The sequence below is a fragment of the Rhodanobacter sp. A1T4 genome (assembly GCF_014207185.1).
In the GTDB taxonomy this organism is placed as follows: domain Bacteria; phylum Pseudomonadota; class Gammaproteobacteria; order Xanthomonadales; family Rhodanobacteraceae; genus Rhodanobacter.
In genome coordinates, this window is record NZ_JACHCP010000004.1 from 304,975 (window position 1) to 323,309 (window position 18,335).

General features: G+C 61.5%; 15 protein-coding genes. 5 read left to right on the plus strand and 10 right to left on the minus strand.

The features are described from left to right. Positions 1 to 203: 203 nt before the first annotated feature. Complete coding sequence (gene secA, locus HDE80_RS10050; RefSeq protein ID WP_184670461.1) at positions 204 to 2,939, plus strand: preprotein translocase subunit SecA; 2,736 nt, start codon at positions 204 to 206, stop codon at positions 2,937 to 2,939. 73 nt (positions 2,940 to 3,012) lie between these two features. Here the strand turns inward: secA and HDE80_RS10055 are convergent, their stop codons facing one another. The 9 genes from HDE80_RS10055 to HDE80_RS10095 all read right to left on the minus strand — a co-directional run bounded on the left by HDE80_RS10055 (position 3,013) and on the right by HDE80_RS10095 (position 12,357). Continuing rightward, a complete protein-coding gene (locus tag HDE80_RS10055; RefSeq protein WP_184600642.1) occupies positions 3,013 to 3,864 on the minus strand; it encodes a symmetrical bis(5'-nucleosyl)-tetraphosphatase in 852 nt (283 codons plus the stop codon). 16 nt (positions 3,865 to 3,880) lie between these two features. Then, positions 3,881 to 4,264: a Co2+/Mg2+ efflux protein ApaG gene (gene apaG, locus HDE80_RS10060; protein WP_184670463.1), complete on the minus strand. Its 384-nt coding sequence runs from the start codon at positions 4,262 to 4,264 to the stop codon at positions 3,881 to 3,883. A 73-nt stretch (positions 4,265 to 4,337) separates the two neighbouring features. After that, the gene (rsmA, locus tag HDE80_RS10065) at positions 4,338 to 5,135 is read right to left on the minus strand and encodes a 16S rRNA (adenine(1518)-N(6)/adenine(1519)-N(6))-dimethyltransferase RsmA (RefSeq protein WP_184670465.1); all 798 of its coding nucleotides are present in this window, start codon (positions 5,133 to 5,135) and stop codon (positions 4,338 to 4,340) included. Beyond that, the gene (gene pdxA / locus HDE80_RS10070) at positions 5,132 to 6,190 is read right to left on the minus strand and encodes a 4-hydroxythreonine-4-phosphate dehydrogenase PdxA (protein WP_184670466.1); all 1,059 of its coding nucleotides are present in this window, start codon (positions 6,188 to 6,190) and stop codon (positions 5,132 to 5,134) included. Before pdxA ends, rsmA begins: the two co-directional genes overlap by 4 nt. A 6-nt stretch (positions 6,191 to 6,196) precedes the next feature. Beyond that, positions 6,197 to 7,549 carry a peptidylprolyl isomerase gene (locus tag HDE80_RS10075; RefSeq protein WP_184670468.1) on the minus strand — a complete coding sequence of 451 codons (1,353 nt, stop codon included), beginning with the start codon at positions 7,547 to 7,549 and terminating at the stop codon, positions 6,197 to 6,199. Positions 7,550 to 7,600: 51 nt separating this feature from the next. Continuing rightward, the gene (gene lptD, locus HDE80_RS10080) at positions 7,601 to 10,039 is read right to left on the minus strand and encodes an LPS assembly protein LptD (RefSeq protein WP_184670470.1); all 2,439 of its coding nucleotides are present in this window, start codon (positions 10,037 to 10,039) and stop codon (positions 7,601 to 7,603) included. A gap of 193 nt (positions 10,040 to 10,232) precedes the next feature. After that, positions 10,233 to 11,156, minus strand: coding sequence for a histone deacetylase family protein (locus HDE80_RS10085; RefSeq protein WP_184670472.1), 924 nt, complete (start codon positions 11,154 to 11,156; stop codon positions 10,233 to 10,235). A 21-nt stretch (positions 11,157 to 11,177) separates the two neighbouring features. Beyond that, positions 11,178 to 11,750: a cob(I)yrinic acid a,c-diamide adenosyltransferase gene (locus HDE80_RS10090; protein WP_184670765.1), complete on the minus strand. Its 573-nt coding sequence runs from the start codon at positions 11,748 to 11,750 to the stop codon at positions 11,178 to 11,180. Position 11,751: 1 nt separating this feature from the next. Continuing rightward, on the minus strand, positions 11,752 to 12,357 hold the full coding sequence (locus HDE80_RS10095; protein ID WP_184670474.1) for a hypothetical protein: 606 nt from the start codon (positions 12,355 to 12,357) through the stop codon (positions 11,752 to 11,754). 136 nt (positions 12,358 to 12,493) lie between these two features. On the opposite strand from HDE80_RS10095, the gene ubiH reads away from it, so the two are divergent. From ubiH to HDE80_RS10115, 4 genes are all read left to right on the plus strand, one after another. Further along, a complete protein-coding gene (gene ubiH, locus HDE80_RS10100; RefSeq protein ID WP_184670476.1) occupies positions 12,494 to 13,741 on the plus strand; it encodes a 2-octaprenyl-6-methoxyphenyl hydroxylase in 1,248 nt (415 codons plus the stop codon). After that, positions 13,738 to 15,000, plus strand: coding sequence for a UbiH/UbiF/VisC/COQ6 family ubiquinone biosynthesis hydroxylase (locus tag HDE80_RS10105; RefSeq protein WP_184670478.1), 1,263 nt, complete (start codon positions 13,738 to 13,740; stop codon positions 14,998 to 15,000). Before ubiH ends, HDE80_RS10105 begins: the two co-directional genes overlap by 4 nt. A gap of 61 nt (positions 15,001 to 15,061) precedes the next feature. After that, positions 15,062 to 15,856, plus strand: a complete 795-nt coding sequence (locus HDE80_RS10110; protein ID WP_184670480.1) for a dienelactone hydrolase family protein — start codon at positions 15,062 to 15,064, stop codon at positions 15,854 to 15,856. 108 nt (positions 15,857 to 15,964) lie between these two features. Next, a complete protein-coding gene (locus tag HDE80_RS10115; protein ID WP_184670481.1) occupies positions 15,965 to 17,173 on the plus strand; it encodes a DUF2252 family protein in 1,209 nt (402 codons plus the stop codon). An 81-nt stretch (positions 17,174 to 17,254) separates the two neighbouring features. On the opposite strand, the gene HDE80_RS10120 is transcribed toward HDE80_RS10115, so the two are convergent. Then, positions 17,255 to 18,256 carry a polyprenyl synthetase family protein gene (locus tag HDE80_RS10120; RefSeq protein ID WP_184670483.1) on the minus strand — a complete coding sequence of 334 codons (1,002 nt, stop codon included), beginning with the start codon at positions 18,254 to 18,256 and terminating at the stop codon, positions 17,255 to 17,257. Positions 18,257 to 18,335 lie beyond the last annotated feature (79 nt).

Here is an 18,335-nt window from a genome sequence, read left to right on the forward strand (position 1 = left end):
GAATCTGGATGCGACTGCCGCCATTCGGATGGCTGGGTCGAAGTTCTGCTCCCCCTGAACAGTGCAGGTAGGTTCAGGTGCAGATACTCGCTCTTCAAGGCTACCCAATAGGGGCCGTAAAACTGGTTCGCATAGGCATGTAGTAATATGCCCGACTGGCTTGCGCGTGTTGCAGGCAACTTGTTTCCCAATCCGGAAGATCGATGTTCAACCGTGCCCTGACGAGTCTTTTCGGTAGCCGCAACGATCGCGTGCTGCGCCAGCTTTCCCGAAGTGTTTCCCGCATCAATGCGCTGGAGTCCGAGTTCGAAAAGCTGAGCGACGAAGCCCTGCGTGGCAAGACCGAAGAGTTCAAGCAGCGCGTTGCCGGTGGCGAGTCGCTGGACAAACTGTTGCCGGAAGCCTTTGCGGTGGTGCGTGAGGCGGCCAAACGCACGCTGGGCATGCGCCATTACGATGTGCAGATGATCGGCGGCATGGTGCTGCATTCGGGCAAGATCGCCGAAATGCGCACTGGTGAAGGCAAGACCCTGGTTGGTACGTTACCGGTCTATCTCAATGCGCTGGCCGGCAACGGCGTGCATGTGGTTACCGTCAACGATTACCTGGCGCGCCGCGACTCCGCGCAGATGGGCAAGCTGTACAACTTTCTTGGTCTCAATGTGGGTGTGGTGTATCCGGGGATGGATCACGCCGACAAGCACGAGGCTTACGCTGCCGATATCACCTATGGCACCAACAATGAATTCGGTTTCGACTACCTGCGCGACAACATGGCGCTCAGCAAGGAGCAGCGCTACCAGCGCGGCCTGCATTACGCCATCGTCGATGAGGTCGATTCGATCCTGATCGACGAAGCGCGCACGCCGCTGATCATCTCCGGTCCGGCGGAGGATTCGCCGCAGCTGTATCTGGCGGTGAACAAGATCGTGCCGCGGATGATCCGCCAGCCCGACGAAACCAGTCCTGGCGACTACTGGGTCGATGAAAAGCAGAAGCAGGTGCACCTGTCCGAAGAGGGCATGCAGCACGCTGACGAATTGCTGCGCGAAGCCGGAGTCATTGAGCAGGACAGTGGCCTGTACGACTCGAAGAATCTGGCCGTAGTGCATCACCTCAACGCGGCGCTGCGTGCGAACGGTATTTACCAGCGCGATGTCGATTACATCGTGCGCGACGGTGAGGTCATCATCGTCGACGAGTTCACCGGACGTACCCTGGCCGGGCGCCGTTGGTCCGACGGCTTGCATCAGGCCGTCGAGGCGAAGGAAGGCGTACCAATCCAGCGCGAAAACCAGACGCTGGCCACGGTGACGTTCCAGAATCTGTTCCGCATGTACAAGAAGCTGGCCGGCATGACCGGCACGGCCGATACCGAGGCGTTCGAGTTCCAAAGCATCTACGGCCTGGAAGTGGTGGTCATTCCGACCCACATGCCGATGATCCGCAAAGACAACTCGGACATGATTTTCCTCGCGCAGGATCCGAAATACCGCGCGGTGATCGAGGACATCAAGGCCTGCCACGAGCGCGGCCAGCCGGTGCTGGTCGGTACTACTTCGATCGAGGTGTCCGAGCTGTTGTCCGGTCTGCTTACACAGGCAAAGGTGACTCACGAGGTCCTCAATGCCAAGCAGCACGAGCGCGAAGCGCACATCGTGGCGCAGGCTGGCGCGCCGGGGCAGGTGACCATCGCCACGAATATGGCTGGTCGCGGTACCGATATCGTGCTCGGTGGCAGCCTCGAGGCGGCAATGTCCAAGCTGCCCGAGGGCGCCAGCGAGATCGAGCGCCAGCGTGTCAAGACCGAATGGAAAAAGCTCCACGAGCAGGTGCTCGCGGCCGGCGGCCTGCACATCATCGGCACCGAGCGGCACGAGTCGCGCCGCATCGATAACCAGCTGCGCGGCCGTTCGGGTCGCCAGGGCGATCCGGGCTCCTCGCGCTTTTATCTGTCGCTGGAAGACAATCTGCTGCGCATCTTCGGCGGCGAAGGCCTTATCCGCTGGATGAAGCGCTTCGGCATGAAGGACGACGATGCGCTGGAAGATCGCATGATCAGCCGGCAGATCGAAAAGGCCCAGCGCAAGGTCGAGCAGCACAACTTCGATATCCGCAAACACCTGCTTGAATTCGATGACGTTGCCAACGATCAGCGCAAGGTGATCTATCGCCAGCGCGACGAATTGCTCGAGGGTGAAGAGGTTTCCGCCACGGTCACCGACATCCGCGAAGACGTCGTGCAGTCGTTGGTGCGCGCGCATGTGCCAGCTGAAAGCATCGACGAGCAGTGGGATATCCCCGCGCTGAATCGTGAGCTCGAAAGCGAATTTGGTCTTTCGCTTGATTTGCCGAATTGGATCGAACAGCAGCACGAGATCGACGCCGAGATGATTCTTGGCCACGTGCGCGAATCCGTGGACGGGTTTTTCCAGGCCAAGGAAGCGCAGGTCGGCGCAGACACCATGCGTCAGCTGGAAAAGCACATCATGCTCACCGTGGTAGACAACGCTTGGAAAGATCATCTGGCGAACATGGACTACCTGCGCCAGGGCATTTATCTGGTCGGTTACGCTCAGCAGGATCCGAAGCAGGCGTTCAAGCGCGAGTCGTTCAAGCTGTTTTCTGAAATGCTCAACCGGATCAAGGCCGAAGTGGTGCAGATGCTGGCACGTATCCGCATCCGCAGCGAGGAAGAGGTCGCGGCGATGGAAGCCGAGCAACAGCGTTTGGCCGAGCGCCTGCAGACGCAGATGCTGGCTACCGGCGGTGGCGCTCCGGCGAATGCGTTTGCGGCACCGTCGATCGAAGCCTCAGGCAATACCGGTAACTATCAGCGCTTGCCGGAACCGGATAATAGCCCGAAGGTCGGTCGCAACGATCCGTGCCCGTGTGGCTCAGGCAAAAAGTACAAACATTGCCACGGGCAACTGGCCTGATCCATTTAGGTTGAAAGGCTTCTGCTCAATCAAGAAAAACCCCGCTGAGGCGGGGTTTTTCATTGGCTGAAACTCAATCCTCGCCACCTGGCGGTCGTTTTCGGTGTGGCTCCGCGTTGACGGTGATGTACTGCGGCTCTTCGCCATCGATCCGCAGTGCCGTCAGTTTGCCGCCCCAGACACAACCGGTGTCGATGGCATGCACGCCGAGTCCGGCAAACCGTCCCAGCGCCGACCAGTGCCCGCAGACGATCTGCGTTTCGCGACGTCGCATGCCGGGAACCTCGAACCATGGATACAGACCGGGTTTCTGCGTGCCAGGAATATCCTTGGCGTCGAAATCGATCCGGCCATTGACATCGCAGTAGCGCATCCGGGTCATGGTGTTGATCGTCGCACGCTGGCGATCCAGCCCCTGCAGACGGCTCGACCATACGGCCGGGCGATTGCCGAACAGATTGCGCAGTAGTCGCGGATGCCGTGGGCTGGACAGCTCGCGCTCGACATCCTGTGCCGCGCGCTGCGCCTGCTTCAGGGTCCACATTGGCGCGAGACCCGCATGCACCATCGTCCAGTTGAGTTGTTCGTCGTGATGCAGGAGTTTTTGCGAACGCAGCCATTCGAACAGCACGGGAGCGTCATCGGCGAACAGCACTTCGCGCAGCTCCGGATTTACCCGTGCCTGCGCATCCGGCCTACGCTGCGCGATCGCCAGAAGGCTGAGGTCGTGATTGCCAAGCGTCACCACACTGGACTCGCGCAGCTCGTGGATCAGCCGCAGCGTATCCAGCGACTGTCCACCGCGGTTGACCAGGTCGCCACAAAACCACAGTTGATCCTGCGACGGATCAAAGCGCAGTTTCTCCAGCAAACGCTGCAGTTCGGGATAACAACCCTGCACGTCGCCAATGGCGTACGTGGCCATGGTCAGATCGCGTCCATCAGTGCAGCGTGCGCGGGATGGACAGGGTGAAGGTCGGGATCGGCGCCTCGAAATGTGTGCCGTCGTCGGCCAGCATTTGATAACTGCCGCCCATGGTGCCGACCGGTGTCTCCAGTACGGCACCTGAGGTGTATTCGAAGTCATCGCCCGGGCGCATCCATGGCTGCTCGCCGACCACGCCGTCGCCACGCACTTCCTCCACCTTGCCGTTGGCGTCGGTGATCATCCAGTGGCGGGTCAGCAGGCGCGCAGGCATGTCGCCTGCGTTGCGCAGGGTAATCGTGTAGGCGAAAACGTAGCGATTGTCACCGGGCTTCGATTGATCGGGGACGAAGCGCGTTTCGACCTGCACATCGATCGTGTAGGAAGCTTTTTCATTCATGGCCCGATTGTAAGGCTTGCCACCGTGAATGGGGTGCAGCCTTCACGTCTGTGATGAAACCCGGGCAATAAATCTATTCGTGCGACTGCGCGCTGTAGACCTTGGCCAGTCGCACAAAGTCCTCCGGCGCCAGCGTTTCAGCGCGCGCCTTGGGGTCGACATCGGCGCTGCGGATGGCGTCACTGTCGAGCAACTGCTTGAGTGCATTGCTGAGCGTCTTGCGCCGCTGTGCGAAGGCTGCCTTCACCACGGCATAAACATGCGTGGGATCGGCATCGTGTTGCTGCTCAGGTGACAGCGGCAGCAGGCGCACGACAGATGACTCCACTTTTGGCGGTGGACGAAACGCCTCGGGCGGCACGTCGAACAGCGGCTCGACCCGGCACGCCAACTGCAACATCACCGAGAGCCGCCCGTAGACTTTACTGCCGGGTTCGGCGGCCATGCGATCGACCACTTCCTTCTGCAGCATGAAATGCAGATCCTGGATCGCACCAAAGTGATCGACGCAGTGAAACAGGATCGGGCTGGAAATGTAATACGGCAGATTGCCGGCAATACGCAGCCGCGGTACGCCGAGGCTTTGCGCCAGCGCGGTGAAGTCCACCTTCAACACGTCGGCGTGGATGATTTGCAGTTCGCCCACGCTGGCCGCACGCGCCTGCAGACCAGGGATGAGATCAGTATCGAGTTCGATTGCGGTGAGCTTGCCTGCGGCCTTCAGCAGTGGCAGCGTCAGCGCGCCCTCCCCGGGGCCGATTTCGACCACGACGTCCTCGGCGTGGGGTGCAATCATGCTGACGATCTGCGCGATGTACCGCTGGTCGTGCAGAAAGTGCTGGCCAAAACTTTTCTTGGGGCGAGCGCTCATGAGGTGGTTCCTGGCGGAGATTGCCCCTCACCTCGTTCCTCTCCCCGCCGGGGGGAGGATGGATGAGTGGCACGGCGCGCCACGAGCTCCAATGCCATCTGTGCTGCGGCAATCAGGCTGGCGGGGTCGGCTTTGCCGGTTCCCGCAAGATCCAGCGCGGTGCCGTGATCGACCGATGTGCGGATAAATGGCAGGCCGAGCGTGAGGTTCACCGTCCGATCGAACGCCTCGCTCTTCAACACCGGCAATGCCTGATCGTGGTACATCGCCAGCACCGCGTCGTAGTGCTGACGTTGCGCTGGTACAAAGGCGGTGTCAGCCGGCAGTGGCCCAAGCAGGTGCATGCCTTCCGCGCGCAGTGCTTGCATGGTCGGGATGATCGTGTCGATTTCCTCATGTCCCATATGGCCGGCTTCACCGGCATGCGGGTTGAGACCCAGCACCGCTATGCGTGGCGCGGCCAGGCCAAACTTTTCGCGGAGCTCCGCATGCACGATACGCAGTGTGCGTGTCAGCCACGGCTCTGTGATAGCTGCCGATACCGCAGCCAGCGGCAGATGCGTGGTGACCAGGGCTACCCGAAGCTCGGGGCTCGCCAGCATCATCACTACATCGGTACGCGTGCGTTCGGCGAAAAATTCGGTGTGACCACTGAAGCGGATGCCAGCGTCGTTGATGGATGACTTCTGCAACGGCGCAGTGACTACAGCGTCATAGCGGCCGGCCATGCAGCCATCGCTGGCTTCGGCCAGCGTGGCAAGCACGTGGCTTGCGTTGATTGGATCGGGATGGCCGGGAATTTCCTGTGCGGCCAGCGGCACGTGTCTGACGCGCAGCGTTCCGGGCACTCGTTGGAATTCCGGGCTGCTGTCGTCGTTAACCAGTTCAATGGTGGTGCCGCAGCTTGCAGCGGCACGTTCGAGCAGGCTGCGGTCGGTAATCGCGATAAGGCTGGCGGGCAATGGGCTGGCGGCTAGCCTTATCAGCAGTTCCGGACCGATGCCGGCCGGCTCACCGGCCGTGATGGCGAGCCGCGGGAGTGGCGCCCCGTTCAACGTGGCTTACGGGCTAGTGCTGGTCGCGGATGCCTGATCGTCCGCTGAGCGCAGTTCGGGCACCAGGATGTTGATATAGGCACCGGCGCGCATCTGACGCAGATAGTCGTCATACGCCTGATCGGACTTGCGGTTGCCGATGGCTTGGCGCGCGTTGTTGCGGGCGATTTCATCGGTGAGATCGCTCTGGCGTGTGCCGAGTCGCTGCAAGATGTCCCAACCGGCTTCGGTCTGGAACGGCTGCGATACCTGGTTGTCCTTCAGCGCGTCGATCTGCTGGGCGATGCTCGAACCCCAATCCTGCTGCTTGAACCAGCCCATGTCGCCACCGGCGTTCGCTGTGGTCGGGTCGGCCGAGTCCTTCTTCGCTGCGGCGGCGAAGTCCTCATGTTTGTTGACGATGCGGTTATAGATGTCTTGCGCCTTCTGCTGCGCTTGTTCGGGAGTGATCAGCTCGCTCGGTTTGATCAGGATCTGGCGCGCGTGATATTCGGTCACGACCTGGCGGCTGGGCTCGCGCTGGCCGATCAGCTTGATGATGTTGAAGCCGGTCGGGCCGCGCAGGGCCGGACTCACGTCGCCAGGTTTCATCGCCGTAACGGTGTCGGTAAACGCCGGCGGAATAGCGTCCATGCGGCGCCAGCCCAGATCGCCGCCTTCCAGCGCATCGGAGGCATCGGAAAAGCGGATCGCTGCCGCGTTGAAATCCATGCCACCCTTGAGCGCGGCAACGGCCTGCTCGGCTTTCGCCTGGGTTGCCTGGATGGCGGCAGCGTCGGCGCCGCTCGGCGTGCTGATCTGGATATGCGCCAGATGCACTTCGCCAGCCTTGTAGGTCGGGCTGCTGAGCAGGTTGGTGACCTCACTGTCGGTGACCGAGACGGAATCCTGGATCACGCTCTGGTGCAGACGCTGAATGGTGATCTGGTCGGCCAATTGCTGGCGAAACGCCGCAAAGCTGCCGCCGTCGTGTTCCACCGCAGCGCGTAGCTGATCGGCGGTCATCTTGTTCTGTTGTGCTACGCCGTTGACGGCTTGATCGACGTCGGCATCGGACACGTGGATGCCTTGATCATCTGCCTTCTGAATCTGCAGCCGATTCAGGATCAGGCGATCGAGCACCTGCTGCTGAAGCACGTTCGCCGGCGGCAACTGGCCAGGCTGGCTGGCGTACTGCTGCTGTACTGAACGTGTGGCTTCGTTCAGTTCGCTCTGCAGGATAACGTCGTCGTTGACTACAGCAACAATACGGTCGATCGCTTGATTGGCCGGCGCTGCAGTCGCACCGGGGAGCAGTTGGGCGTGCACGGGAAGCGCGATCGCGAGCGCCAGCAGGAAAAATGCAGTGGGTTGCTTCATTATTGAAAAGCCTAGGTCGCCAAAAGTGAATGCAGAAGGGGCGAATGCAAATTATTGATAGCCGAGAATATCACGGCGCAACGTGGGATCGATTTGGCCACCGGTTGAGCCCAGTCCCTTGAAGACCACTTCAAACATGATGGCGTTGTCGCGAAGGTTGGTATTACTGGCCGTGGGCACGGCAACGGTGCCGTAATAGGTCTGGTTTACGTAGTTGCGATCGACCAGTCTCAGTGTCACGCAGCAGCTGTCGTATTCGACGCCAGCCAGGGCTTCCACCGTTCCGGTCGCCGTATTTTCGAGGCCCTTGATTGGTTCCTCGTAACTCCAAGAGCCGATCAGGCGCCAATACGCGGATATCGGGTAGGTCGCCGATACGCTGTATTGATCCAACAGGCCGCGGCGATAGTGATACGAGAAATTCAGCACGCCATCGTTGCCTAAGCGGTGCTGTAATTCAAAGGCGGCCATGTCGGTTTGATGCGTATTCGGGCTCCACTGATAAGCGGTGTTGACGCGCCAACGATCGTTGAGCTGCATGTCAAACTGCGCAACGTAATCGGAACCGTGGAAGTTTGTTGAGGGGGTAAGTGTGTTGGCTCCGGTGGGTATCTGCACGAGCTGCGGGGTGAAATACCGGATCTGGCCGAAACTGGCGGAAATCCTCTCCACGCCGTTCTCATCGAGCAGGCGGGTGGTCAGCGCGCCGGTGAGGTTGTTCGCGTTCATCTGCCGATCGTCGCCGGCATACTGGTTCGGGGTGAAGAGCTGGTAGTAGTCGAACGAGGTTAGCGAGGTGTCGAATAGCGGCAGATCATCCTGGTTGCGGTACGGCACATACAGATAATACGCGCGCGGCTCCAGCGTCTGTGTGTAGTTGGTGCCGAACAGCGAGATGCTGCGGTCAAATACCAGGCCGCTATCCAGACTGACGATCGGCATCGAGCGGGTGGGCGTTTTGTCGGTAAAAGGTGTAGTTTGACCGCTAGTCAGTAGACCGGAGTAGCCGTAATTCTGGTAATCACCGCTGAGATCGTAGGCTGTATAGCGATATGCCAGCTTCGGTCGAACGAACCAGGCTGAGTTACCCAAGTCCGCCTGAATGTACGGGTAGAGGTCGAGGCGCTCGCCTTCCACAAAGTCGGCTTTGTGGAAATCGTCGAACTCGTTGTTCGCGCCGAATTCCAGCCAGCGGGAGATCGGTATGTTCAAGTTGAGTATCAGGTATGGCAACTTGTCGTATGGATTGACCGCATCGGTAGCGAACGGATTGGTGTTCTGATAGATGAGTCCGCCGAACTGCGCGTTCCACCACGTTCCGCCACCGACAATGGCTGCGTTGGAAGCCAGGGTATAGATCACCGTATGCGACAAGGCGTTGCCGAAATCGTAAAGATAGGCGTTATCGGACGCGTGGTTGTAGGAACCCACGAAGGTCCAGCTGTCCCATAAATGCGTCGTATCGGTGTAGTCGATCAGGTAGCGCGACTGGCCGGTGGTATTGGTTGTGCCATCGCTCTCGCCGGTGTCGTTGGGTACGTACTCGACATTGAGTTGACCGTGGCTGGCTTGGTTGCCGGATGTGAGATAGCGGAACTCACCGGCCAGCAACTCTCCGCGCGAGGCGTAGTAGCGCGGATCCAGGGTGGCGTCGTAATTTGGCGCCAGATTGAAGTAGTACGGCGTGCTGATTTCGAAGCCGGAGCGACTGGTATTTCCCAGCTTCGGGTTGAGGAAGCCGCTCTTGCGCCGGTGGTCGATCGGAAAGGTGAAATAGGGCAGGTAGATAAATGGCATCTTGCCGACCCGCATGGTCGCGTTGCGCGCGGTGCCGACACCGGTGTCCTTGTTCATTGTGATCGACTTGCCGCGGAACTCCCAGATGTGGTGGCCGAGGTCACAAGTCGAATAGGTCGCCATCGAATAGCGCGTGTGCAGGTCGTCCAACATCTGGCCCTGCTTGGCCACGCCGTTGCCGCGCTCATCGAGCATCTGGTAGTGCACGTTATCGGCGATGCCGCGGCTGTCGTTGCTGTTGCCGCGGATGTGGGTGCCGGCAATCAGCTGGCTCGCCTCCTGATAGCGGACGTTGCCGCGGGCATCGTAGTCGGTGGTGTCGTTGTTATAGTCGACCGTGTCGGCCTGCATTTTCTGGTCGGCGCGTTGCAGTATCACGTTGCCGGACAGATGGAAGATCGTCTGGTTGGAGCTGTCGACGTGATCGGATTTGACGTAGGCCGGGCTGGTATTGCGCAGCGACGGATCCTTGCCCAGTGCTGGGTCATAGAAATCCAGCAGCGCGTTGGGCCGGCATATCGCATAGTTATAAGGACGTGGCGCGCAGTGAAACGTGCCCAATGGACACACTTGTTCCGATCCGTCCAGGGACGACTTTGGGCGGACCTGACCGGTAGCTTCGGCCTGGTTGCCGATCAGGGCGAGCGCGGCGGCGACGGCCAGAAGGCGGCGCGGTGGGAGCTTATGCGTCACAGTCAAAATCTGTCGGCTATGAGAGTTCGTTAAGCTAACAGAAAGACCGAGTGTAAGGCAGGCATACATTTACCCGACGCTCGTGCAATTCAGCTGCCATACCCCAGTTCCGCAAGGAATTGGGGCGAAAACGGGTTTCTGCGCTGTGTAAGCCGGGTCAGCGGGTCAGGTCGCTGATCGTCAGAGTCGGCGGCTAGTCCATCAATGCAGCGACATGCGCCGAAGCACTGGCCGCCAGCGCTGCCAGGTCGTAGCCGCCTTCGAGTGTTGAGACCAGCTTGCCGGCGGCATGCTTGTGGGCCAGCGCCACCAGGCGCTCGGTGATCCATGCATAGTCATCCTGGCCGAGCCGGATATCGGCCAGCGGGTCGTTGCTGTGGGCATCGAAGCCGGCCGAAACCAGCACCAGCTGAGGCTTGAACGCATTCAGCCGTGGCAACAGCATGCCGTCCCACAGTTCGCGGAATTCGTGCGAGCCATCGCCAGGTGATAGCGTGCCGTTGACGATATTGCCCACCCCGTGCTCGCTTTCGAAGCCGGTACCCGGATACAGCGGCGACTGGTGGCTGGAAACAAACAGCACGCGCTTGTCCTGCTCGAAGATCGCCTGCGTACCGTTGCCGTGATGCACGTCGAAATCCGCGATCGCCACGCGCTTGAGACCGTAGGTCGACATGGCATGCGCGGCGGCGACCGCGATGCTGTTGAACAGGCAGAAGCCCATCGCCTGATCGCGTGTCGCGTGATGGCCCGGAGGCCGCACGGCGCAGAATGCGCGCTGTCCGTCAGCCCCGTTCATTACAGCATCCACCGCGGCGACCACTGCGCCGGCAGCGCGCAAGGCGGCGTCAAGCGAGCCGGGCGACATCACGGTGTCCTCGTCAAGCCGCTGCGTACCTTCCCGTGGTGCGCTGGCAAAAATGCGATCGACGTACTCGGCGCTGTGCGCCCGCAGCAGCTGTTCGCGTGTGGCCAGTGGTGCCTCGATCCGGTCCAATGCCGCGTAACGATCGAGGTCCAGCGCGTGCAGCACTGCCGACAGACGCGCCGGGCGTTCGGCGTGGCCGACGCCGGGATCGTGTTGCAGGCAGGCGGAATGGGTATAGAGCTGAAGCATAGTCAGGTTGTCGGGCGGCGGCTAATTCGTGGCGTTGGGTTTGCGGCGGCGCTCGTGCTGCCAGAGCACTTCACCATGGCCGCTGGCGCGGGCCAGCACGCGGCAAAGCACGAACAGCAGATCGGACAGCCGGTTGAGATAACGCGAAGCCTGCGGACGAACGTCTTCGACGTGCGATAGCGCCACCACGTCACGTTCGGCACGCCGGCAGACCGTGCGGGCCAGATGGCAAGTTGCCGCCGCCATGCCACCACCGGGCAGGATGAAATCTTTCAGCGGCGGCAGCGGCTCGTTGAAGCCGTCGAGCACGGTTTCCAGCCGGTCGATATCGGCGTCGTCGATCATCGCCATGCCGGGAATGCACAGCTCGCCGCCCAGATCGAACAGCTCGTGCTGCACCTGGGTCAGCGTTTCGCGTATGGCGTCGTTAACGCCTTCGCTCGCCAGCACCATGCCGATCGTACTGTTGAGTTCGTCCACCGTGCCATACGCGGTTACGCGCAGGGAGTCTTTCTGTACCCGCGAGCCATCGCCCAGGCCCGTGCTGCCGTCATCGCCGGTGCGGGTGTAGATCTTCGAAAGGCGATTGCCCACGTCAGTGAGGCTGGCCGCTGTGCTGACGCGCACGAGACAGCTGCACCGCCAGTACGTGCATGATCGCGCCCAGCCCGACCCATATGGCCGTGGTTTCCAGGAACGGCAGATACCAGTCGCCGAGATTCTCGGCCCATCCGCTGAAGTTGCGCGTTGCCGTCGGCACGCTGGCGCTGAGCCAGAAGAAGCTGCCGTTCGAAATGAGGTAGCACACGGTCACGCTGACCAGCAGGGCCAGCACGGCCATGCCCAGCGTGGACAGGCTCAGACCACGCTGATACTTGGCCAGCAAGCTGCCGCCCAGCCACAGGCTGAAATATGAGGGAATCAGGAACCAGTACGCCACCGACACGCAGTAATGGCTCCAGAAATCCAGCCCCTGGTTGGTGATCACCACATAGTCGACCAGCACCGCCTCGACCATCAGCAGCGGGAATGCCCAGCGCGCCGAACCACGCAGCCAGAAGCCGGCCAGGAAGAACACGCCCCACGAGGCGTCAGGCAGTGCATCAAAATGATGCAGGAACGAATGGTGGATGCGGGTGAGCGCCATCCCCAGGGCAAGTACGAGCAAAATGCCCAGGCGTTGGGTGAGCGTCTTGGCCATGCGGAACTCCGTGGGATCGCCAGATAGAGGCAGGTTTATACAGGCCGCTAGTCTAGCCCACCGGCTGCTCTATGGCCGCAGTCATACGGCCGGTATCAAATACGGCGTGTTTCATTTCAGCGGGTATCATCGCAGCATGAATCTACCTGCGCCTTCCTCTTCTTCAGGCCGAAACAGTGTGCTGATCGTCGGCGGTGGCCTGGTTGGCGCCAGCCTGGCGATTGCACTGGACGCGGCGGGCATTGCCGCCACCCTGGTTGAGGCCGCCGCGCCTCGCACCGACGAGCAGCCCAGCTATGACGAACGCAACCTCGCCCTGGCGCGGGCCACGGTCAATGGCCTCGATGCGATCGGCGTGTGGAAGCATGCTTCGACCCACGCCACTCCGATCAAACATATCCACGTCAGCCGAACCGGCGAATTCGGTAGCGCGCGCATCGACGCGGACCGCCACGGTGTTGACGCACTGGGCTGGACTCTGCCGGCCCGTGAGCTCGGCAGCGCGCTGCTGCGTCGGCTGGGCGAATGTACCCGATTGACCCGGCTCGCACCGGCCAGCCTGGTCGCGCTTGAGCCGCAGGCCGATGGCTGGCGTGCAGAAATCAAGACGCCCGAAGGCACGCGAAGTATCGGTACGTCACTGCTCGTCGGCGCCGACGGCACGGATTCCTTCGTGCGTAGCCAGCTTGGCATCGAGGCCGAGCAGCACGATTACGAGCAGACGCTATTTGTCTGCACCATTACGCCGGAGCGTGAGCATCGTAACCGCGCCTACGAGCGATTTGCCGACGATGGCCCGGTGGCGCTACTGCCGCTAACCGAGCGCCGCTGCGGGCTGGTTCTTACAGTACCCGCCGAGGAGGCCGATGCCATCACCGCGCTCGACGATGCCGGCTTTGTCGAATTCGCCCAGCGACGCTTTGGCTGGCGACTGGGTCGATTCAGCCGGCCTGGCAAACGCTATCCGTATGCGATTCGCGCCGTTACCGCGAAATCCTTGACCGCGCCACGTGCTGTGCTGGTGGGCAATGCAGCGCAGACGGTGCATCCGATCGGTGCGCAGGGATTCAATCTTGGGTTGCGCGATGCACTGACGCTGGCCGAGCTGGTGGCGGCGTCTTCCCATTCGGGCATGGCCGATCCGGGCGTGGCCGATGTGCTGGCCAATTACGCGTCGCGTCGCGCGCCAGATCGCGAGGGCACCATCGCCATGAGCCATGGCCTGGTGCGTCTGGCCTGCCTGCCGCAGCCGCTGCTGGCGCCATTGCGTTCGCTGGCCCTGCTGGCTTTTGACCGTGTGCCGCCGCTGTGCAATGCGATGGCCAGACGAGGCATGGGCTTTCGCGGCGAACCGCCGCTCGCCGTGCTGGAACCACTGCCATGAGTTCATCCGCACAGGATATTCCGTCGCGCCGTCGTCCGCCGGCACTCGACGTGGCGGTGGTTGGCGGCGGCATGGTCGGCGCAGCCGCTGCGCTGGCGCTGGCCCGCGCCGGTTTTGCTACAGCCTTGGTAGAGGCCCGTGCTCCGCAGCCGTGGCAAGTGCAGGACGAAGTCGATCTGCGAGTTGTCGGTCTCGCGCCGTCCTCAATAAAGTTGTTGGATGATCTGGACGTCTGGACGTCCATCCGAGAAGCACGCTCCAGCCCCTATGCGCGCATGCACGTATGGGATGCCGAAAGCGGTGCGTCGATCTCCTTCGATTCGGCCAGCGAAGGTCGCCAGCAACTGGGCTATATCGTCGAAAATAATCTGGTGCAGTGGACGTTGTGGCAGGCGCTTGAGGCTGCTGGTGGCCGCTCCAGCACATCCTGTGCTCGCGGCACTGGCACATCCATGTGCGGTGTACAACGCTTGTGTCCCGCGCACGTGCGGGCGTTCGAAGCGCGCGAGGATCGCATCCAGCTTGAACTCGGCGACGGCCAATCGCTGACCGCGGGTTTGCTGGTGGCCGCCGATGGTGCGGCCTCACCACTGCGAACGCTGGCCGGTATTGCCACGCGCGGTCACGACTACGCTCAGAGCGCCGTCGTCGCGCATCTGCAGACCGAACGGCCGCATCAAGGCACGGCATGGCAGCGTTTTCTCACTACCGGCCCGCTGGCTTTGCTGCCGCTGGCCGACGGGCGCAGCTCGCTGGTCTGGTCATTGCCCGAAAACGAAGCACAACGTGTGCTGGCGCTGGACGATCATGCCTTCATGGACGAACTGGGCATGGCCAGCGACTTCCGCCTGGGACGGATCGCCGCAACCACGCCGCGGGCGGCGTTTCCGCTGAAGCTGCAACTGGCCGACCGTTATCAAGCCGACCGTTTTGTGCTGTTGGGTGACGCTGCGCACGCCGTGCATCCGCTGGCAGGACAGGGCGTCAACCTCGGTCTGCGCGATGTCGCCGAGCTGCGCGATACGCTGGTCGCCGCGCGCACGGCTGGCCGTGATATTGGTGCCGAACATGTGCTGCGTCGTTACGCACGTCGTCGGCGCAGCGCCGATACGCTGGATGCATTCGGCTTTGACGCGTTGGCGCGTATCTACGCTTGGGAGTCTTCGCCACTGGTGGCTGCACGCGCTATAGGCGTACGACTGCTGGATCGTCTGTCTCCGCTCAAGCGGCGTATTGCTGATCACGCGGCAGGTATTTGATCGGCGCGTCTCACCCGTTCGTTTTTTTCAGTTTCTTCAACCAACGCACGAGGATTCTGCCATGCGATTCGTCCGACTTTGCTGTGCGCTTGTTCTTTGTACCGTCGCCATGGCGACGCAGGCCAGGATGGTCAACAAACCGGTGGAGTGGACGCAGGACGGCACCCGCTTCCACAGCGTGCTGGTGTATGACGATGCGGTCAAAACCAAGCGTCCTGGGCTGGTGATGGTGCCGAACTGGTACGGCATAAACGATATGGCGGTGCAGAAGGCTGAGATGATTGCCGGCAAGGATTACGTGATTCTGCTGACCGACATGTACGGCGCCAATGTTCGCCCAACGCAGGGTAATGCCGATCAGGCCATGGCCGCCGTGAAACCGCTCTATGGCGACCGTACGTTGATGCGCAAGCGCATCAACGAAGCCCTGTCGCAACTGAAGGCGCAGGCGGGCAGTGCGCCGATCGATCTCGACAATCTGGCTGCTATCGGTTTCTGTTTCGGTGGCTCGGCGGTGCTCGATCTGGCGCGCAGCGGCGCTGATGTCAAAGCGGTGGTGTCATTCCATGGTGGTCTTGCGACCGACAACCCTGCGCTGGGCAAAAACATCAAGGCACGCGTGCTGGCGATGAACGGCGCAGACGACAAAAGCACGATGCCGGATGCCGATAAGTTCATGGATGAGATGCGCGGCAGCCCGGCGGACTGGCAGTTCGTGGTGATCGGTCACGCCGTGCATTGCTTCACTGAAAAAGGCGAGAACTCACCCGGCTGTCGCTACGACGAAAAAGTGGCCCAACGCAGCTATCGCCTGATGCACGATTGGCTGCACGAGTCTTTTGCGAACAAGCCCTGATCGCAGCGCTCTGATCGGGTCATGTCCTGTTCGGATCATGCTTTTCTCGGCGTGTGAACGCGTCCCGCTCATCCCATCGGCCAATGCGTCGATTTTTCGGAATCATTGATGAAAGCCAGCAAAGGCGTGGTACGGGTGCAAGATCGCGCAGCGGTGCTACGCGCGCTACAGAACGCCAAGATGGCAGCGTCTGCCCACGCGTATGTGCGCGGTGCCACCGTGCGATTCTACGAATGGCTGGAAGCGAACCATAGCTGGTCGATTCCGAAGGGTCCGGCCATCTGGATCTGCGGCGACTGCCATCTTGGCAATCTCGGCCCTATCGCTGATACGGAAGGCCACGTGCAGGTGCAGATCCGCGATCTGGATCAGACCGTGATCGGCAATCCTGCGCATGATCTGATCCGCCTCGGCCTGTCGCTGGCCACCGCCGCCCGTGGCTCGGATCTGCCGGGCATCACCACGGTGCGGATGATCGAGACGCTGATGGAAGGTTACGAATCCGCCTTCCCCGAGAACGACGAGCCGCATCCGGAAAAACCGAAGGCGGTAAAGCTGGTGATGAAGAAGGCGATGAAGCGCACCTGGAAACAGCTGGCGCGGGAGCGCATCGTCGATACCGATCCGGTCATTCCGCTGGGCAAGCGCTTCTGGCCGCTGGCGCGAGAAGAGCGCAAGGCGATCGAATCGCTGTTCAGCGCGCCTGCGCTGGCCGAGCTGGTCACGCAGATCAACAGTCGCGCCGATACGCAGCGTATCAAGGTCGTCGACGCGGCTTACTGGCGTAAGGGTTGCAGTTCGCTGGGCCGGCTGCGCTATGCCGTGCTGCTGGATGTCGATGGCGGCAACGTCAATGGCGAGGATCTTTGCCTGATCGACATCAAGGAAGCGAGCAAGGCTGCCGCACCGCATGCGAACGGTGCGGTGATGCCGCGTGATCAGGCGCGACGGGTGGTGGAGGGTGCACGGCATCTTTCGCCGGCCCTGGGCGACCGCATGCGCAGCGCGACGCTGCTCGACAAGCCGGTCATCATTCGCGAACTGCTGCCGCAGGATCTGAAGTTGGAGATCAAGCAGCTGGATCGAGAGGAGGCGATCAAGGTCGCGCGATTCCTGGCCAGCGTCGTTGGCCACGCGCACTGTCGGCAGATGGATGCAAAGACACGAGGCGCGTGGCGCAAGGAGCTGCAGCGCAACCGCTCGAAGACGCTTGATGCGCCGTCGTGGCTATGGTCGAGCGTGGTAGACTTGGTCGCCGAGCACGAGCGCGGTTACCTGGAGCATTGCCGTAAGTACGTGCTGCTGGATCAGGGCTGACCGGAAGAGAAAGAGCAGGGCACGCGGACAAAGACAGCGGCAAAGAGCAGCGGCTAAGCTGGATGCGCCCAGTTCCCCGCTTTAGTGTGTCCGTTCGACCGCATACGCAGCCAGCGTCAGCAATGCGTCGCGATGGATTGAATCCGGTAGCGCGTCCAGCGCGGCGCAGGCGGCATCTGAATGAAACACCGCTCGCTGATGCGTGCGCTCAAGCGCGCCAGAGTCGCGTATTGCCGCAATGATGCGATCCAGTGAATCCAGGCCGCCGTGTTCGATGGCGTGACGCAGTGATTGCGCCTGTTCCGGACTCGATTTTTCGAGCGCGTAGATCACCGGTAGTGTCGGCTTGCCTTCGGCCAGATCATCGCCGATGTTCTTGCCCAGTGTGTCGGCGTCTGACACATAGTCCAGCAGGTCATCGGCAATCTGGAACGCATAGCCCAGCTGCATGCCGTACTCGCGCAAGGCCGCGATCTGGCTTTCCGGCAGGCCGCCGAGAATGCCGCCCAATTCCGTAGCGGCGGCAAACAGTACGGCGGTTTTGCGCTCGATCACAGTCAGGTAAGACGCTTCGCTGACATCTGCATTGCCGATGTTCAGCAGTTGCAGCACCTCACCCTCGGCGATGGTGTTGGTGGTGTCGGCAAGGATGCGCATGATGCGCATGTCGTCCAGTTCCACCATCAACTGGAACGAGCGCGAATAGAGAAAGTCGCCGACCAGCACGCTGGCCGCATTGCCCCACAGCGCGTTGGCCGTCTTGCGACCGCGACGAAGGTCGGATTCGTCGACCACATCGTCGTGCAGCAGGGTCGAGGTGTGGATGAACTCGATGATGGCCGCCAGCTTGGTATGTTGGTCGCCGCGGTAGCCGGCTGCACCGGCGGCCAGTACGTGCAGCATCGGTCGCAGCCGTTTGCCGCCGCTGGCGATGATGTGATCGGCGATCTGGTTGATCAGCACCACATCGGACGACAGCCGCTGGCGGATCAACGCGTCGACGCGCTGCATATCTGAGGCTGCCAGATCGCGCACCTGGGTGAAATCGGCGGGGCGGCTGGCGTGGGCTGGCATCGAGTTCATGAAGGCTTCAAATCGGCGTGATCGGCGATTATAGGGGCGAGAGCTCATTTACGCCGTGACATGAGGTCGCGAGTATATG

Excerpts from the sequence above, each read along its gene's own strand:
- HDE80_RS10075 (WP_184670468.1), bottom strand. The coding sequence starts at position 7,549 with ATGAAGCAACCCACTGCATTTTTCCTGCTGGCGCTCGCGATCGCGCTT.
- apaG (WP_184670463.1), bottom strand. The coding sequence starts at position 4,264 with ATGAATGAAAAAGCTTCCTACACGATCGATGTGCAGGTCGAAACGCGC.
- HDE80_RS10095 (WP_184670474.1), bottom strand. The coding sequence starts at position 12,357 with ATGGCCAAGACGCTCACCCAACGCCTGGGCATTTTGCTCGTACTTGCC.
- rsmA (WP_184670465.1), bottom strand. The coding sequence starts at position 5,135 with ATGAGCGCTCGCCCCAAGAAAAGTTTTGGCCAGCACTTTCTGCACGAC.
- HDE80_RS10115 (WP_184670481.1), top strand. The coding sequence starts at position 15,965 with ATGAAAGCCAGCAAAGGCGTGGTACGGGTGCAAGATCGCGCAGCGGTG.
- secA (WP_184670461.1), top strand. The coding sequence starts at position 204 with ATGTTCAACCGTGCCCTGACGAGTCTTTTCGGTAGCCGCAACGATCGC.
- ubiH (WP_184670476.1), top strand. The coding sequence starts at position 12,494 with ATGAATCTACCTGCGCCTTCCTCTTCTTCAGGCCGAAACAGTGTGCTG.
- HDE80_RS10110 (WP_184670480.1), top strand. The coding sequence starts at position 15,062 with ATGCGATTCGTCCGACTTTGCTGTGCGCTTGTTCTTTGTACCGTCGCC.
- HDE80_RS10085 (WP_184670472.1), bottom strand. The coding sequence starts at position 11,156 with ATGCTTCAGCTCTATACCCATTCCGCCTGCCTGCAACACGATCCCGGC.
- HDE80_RS10120 (WP_184670483.1), bottom strand. The coding sequence starts at position 18,256 with ATGAACTCGATGCCAGCCCACGCCAGCCGCCCCGCCGATTTCACCCAG.
- HDE80_RS10055 (WP_184600642.1), bottom strand. The coding sequence starts at position 3,864 with ATGGCCACGTACGCCATTGGCGACGTGCAGGGTTGTTATCCCGAACTG.
- HDE80_RS10105 (WP_184670478.1), top strand. The coding sequence starts at position 13,738 with ATGAGTTCATCCGCACAGGATATTCCGTCGCGCCGTCGTCCGCCGGCA.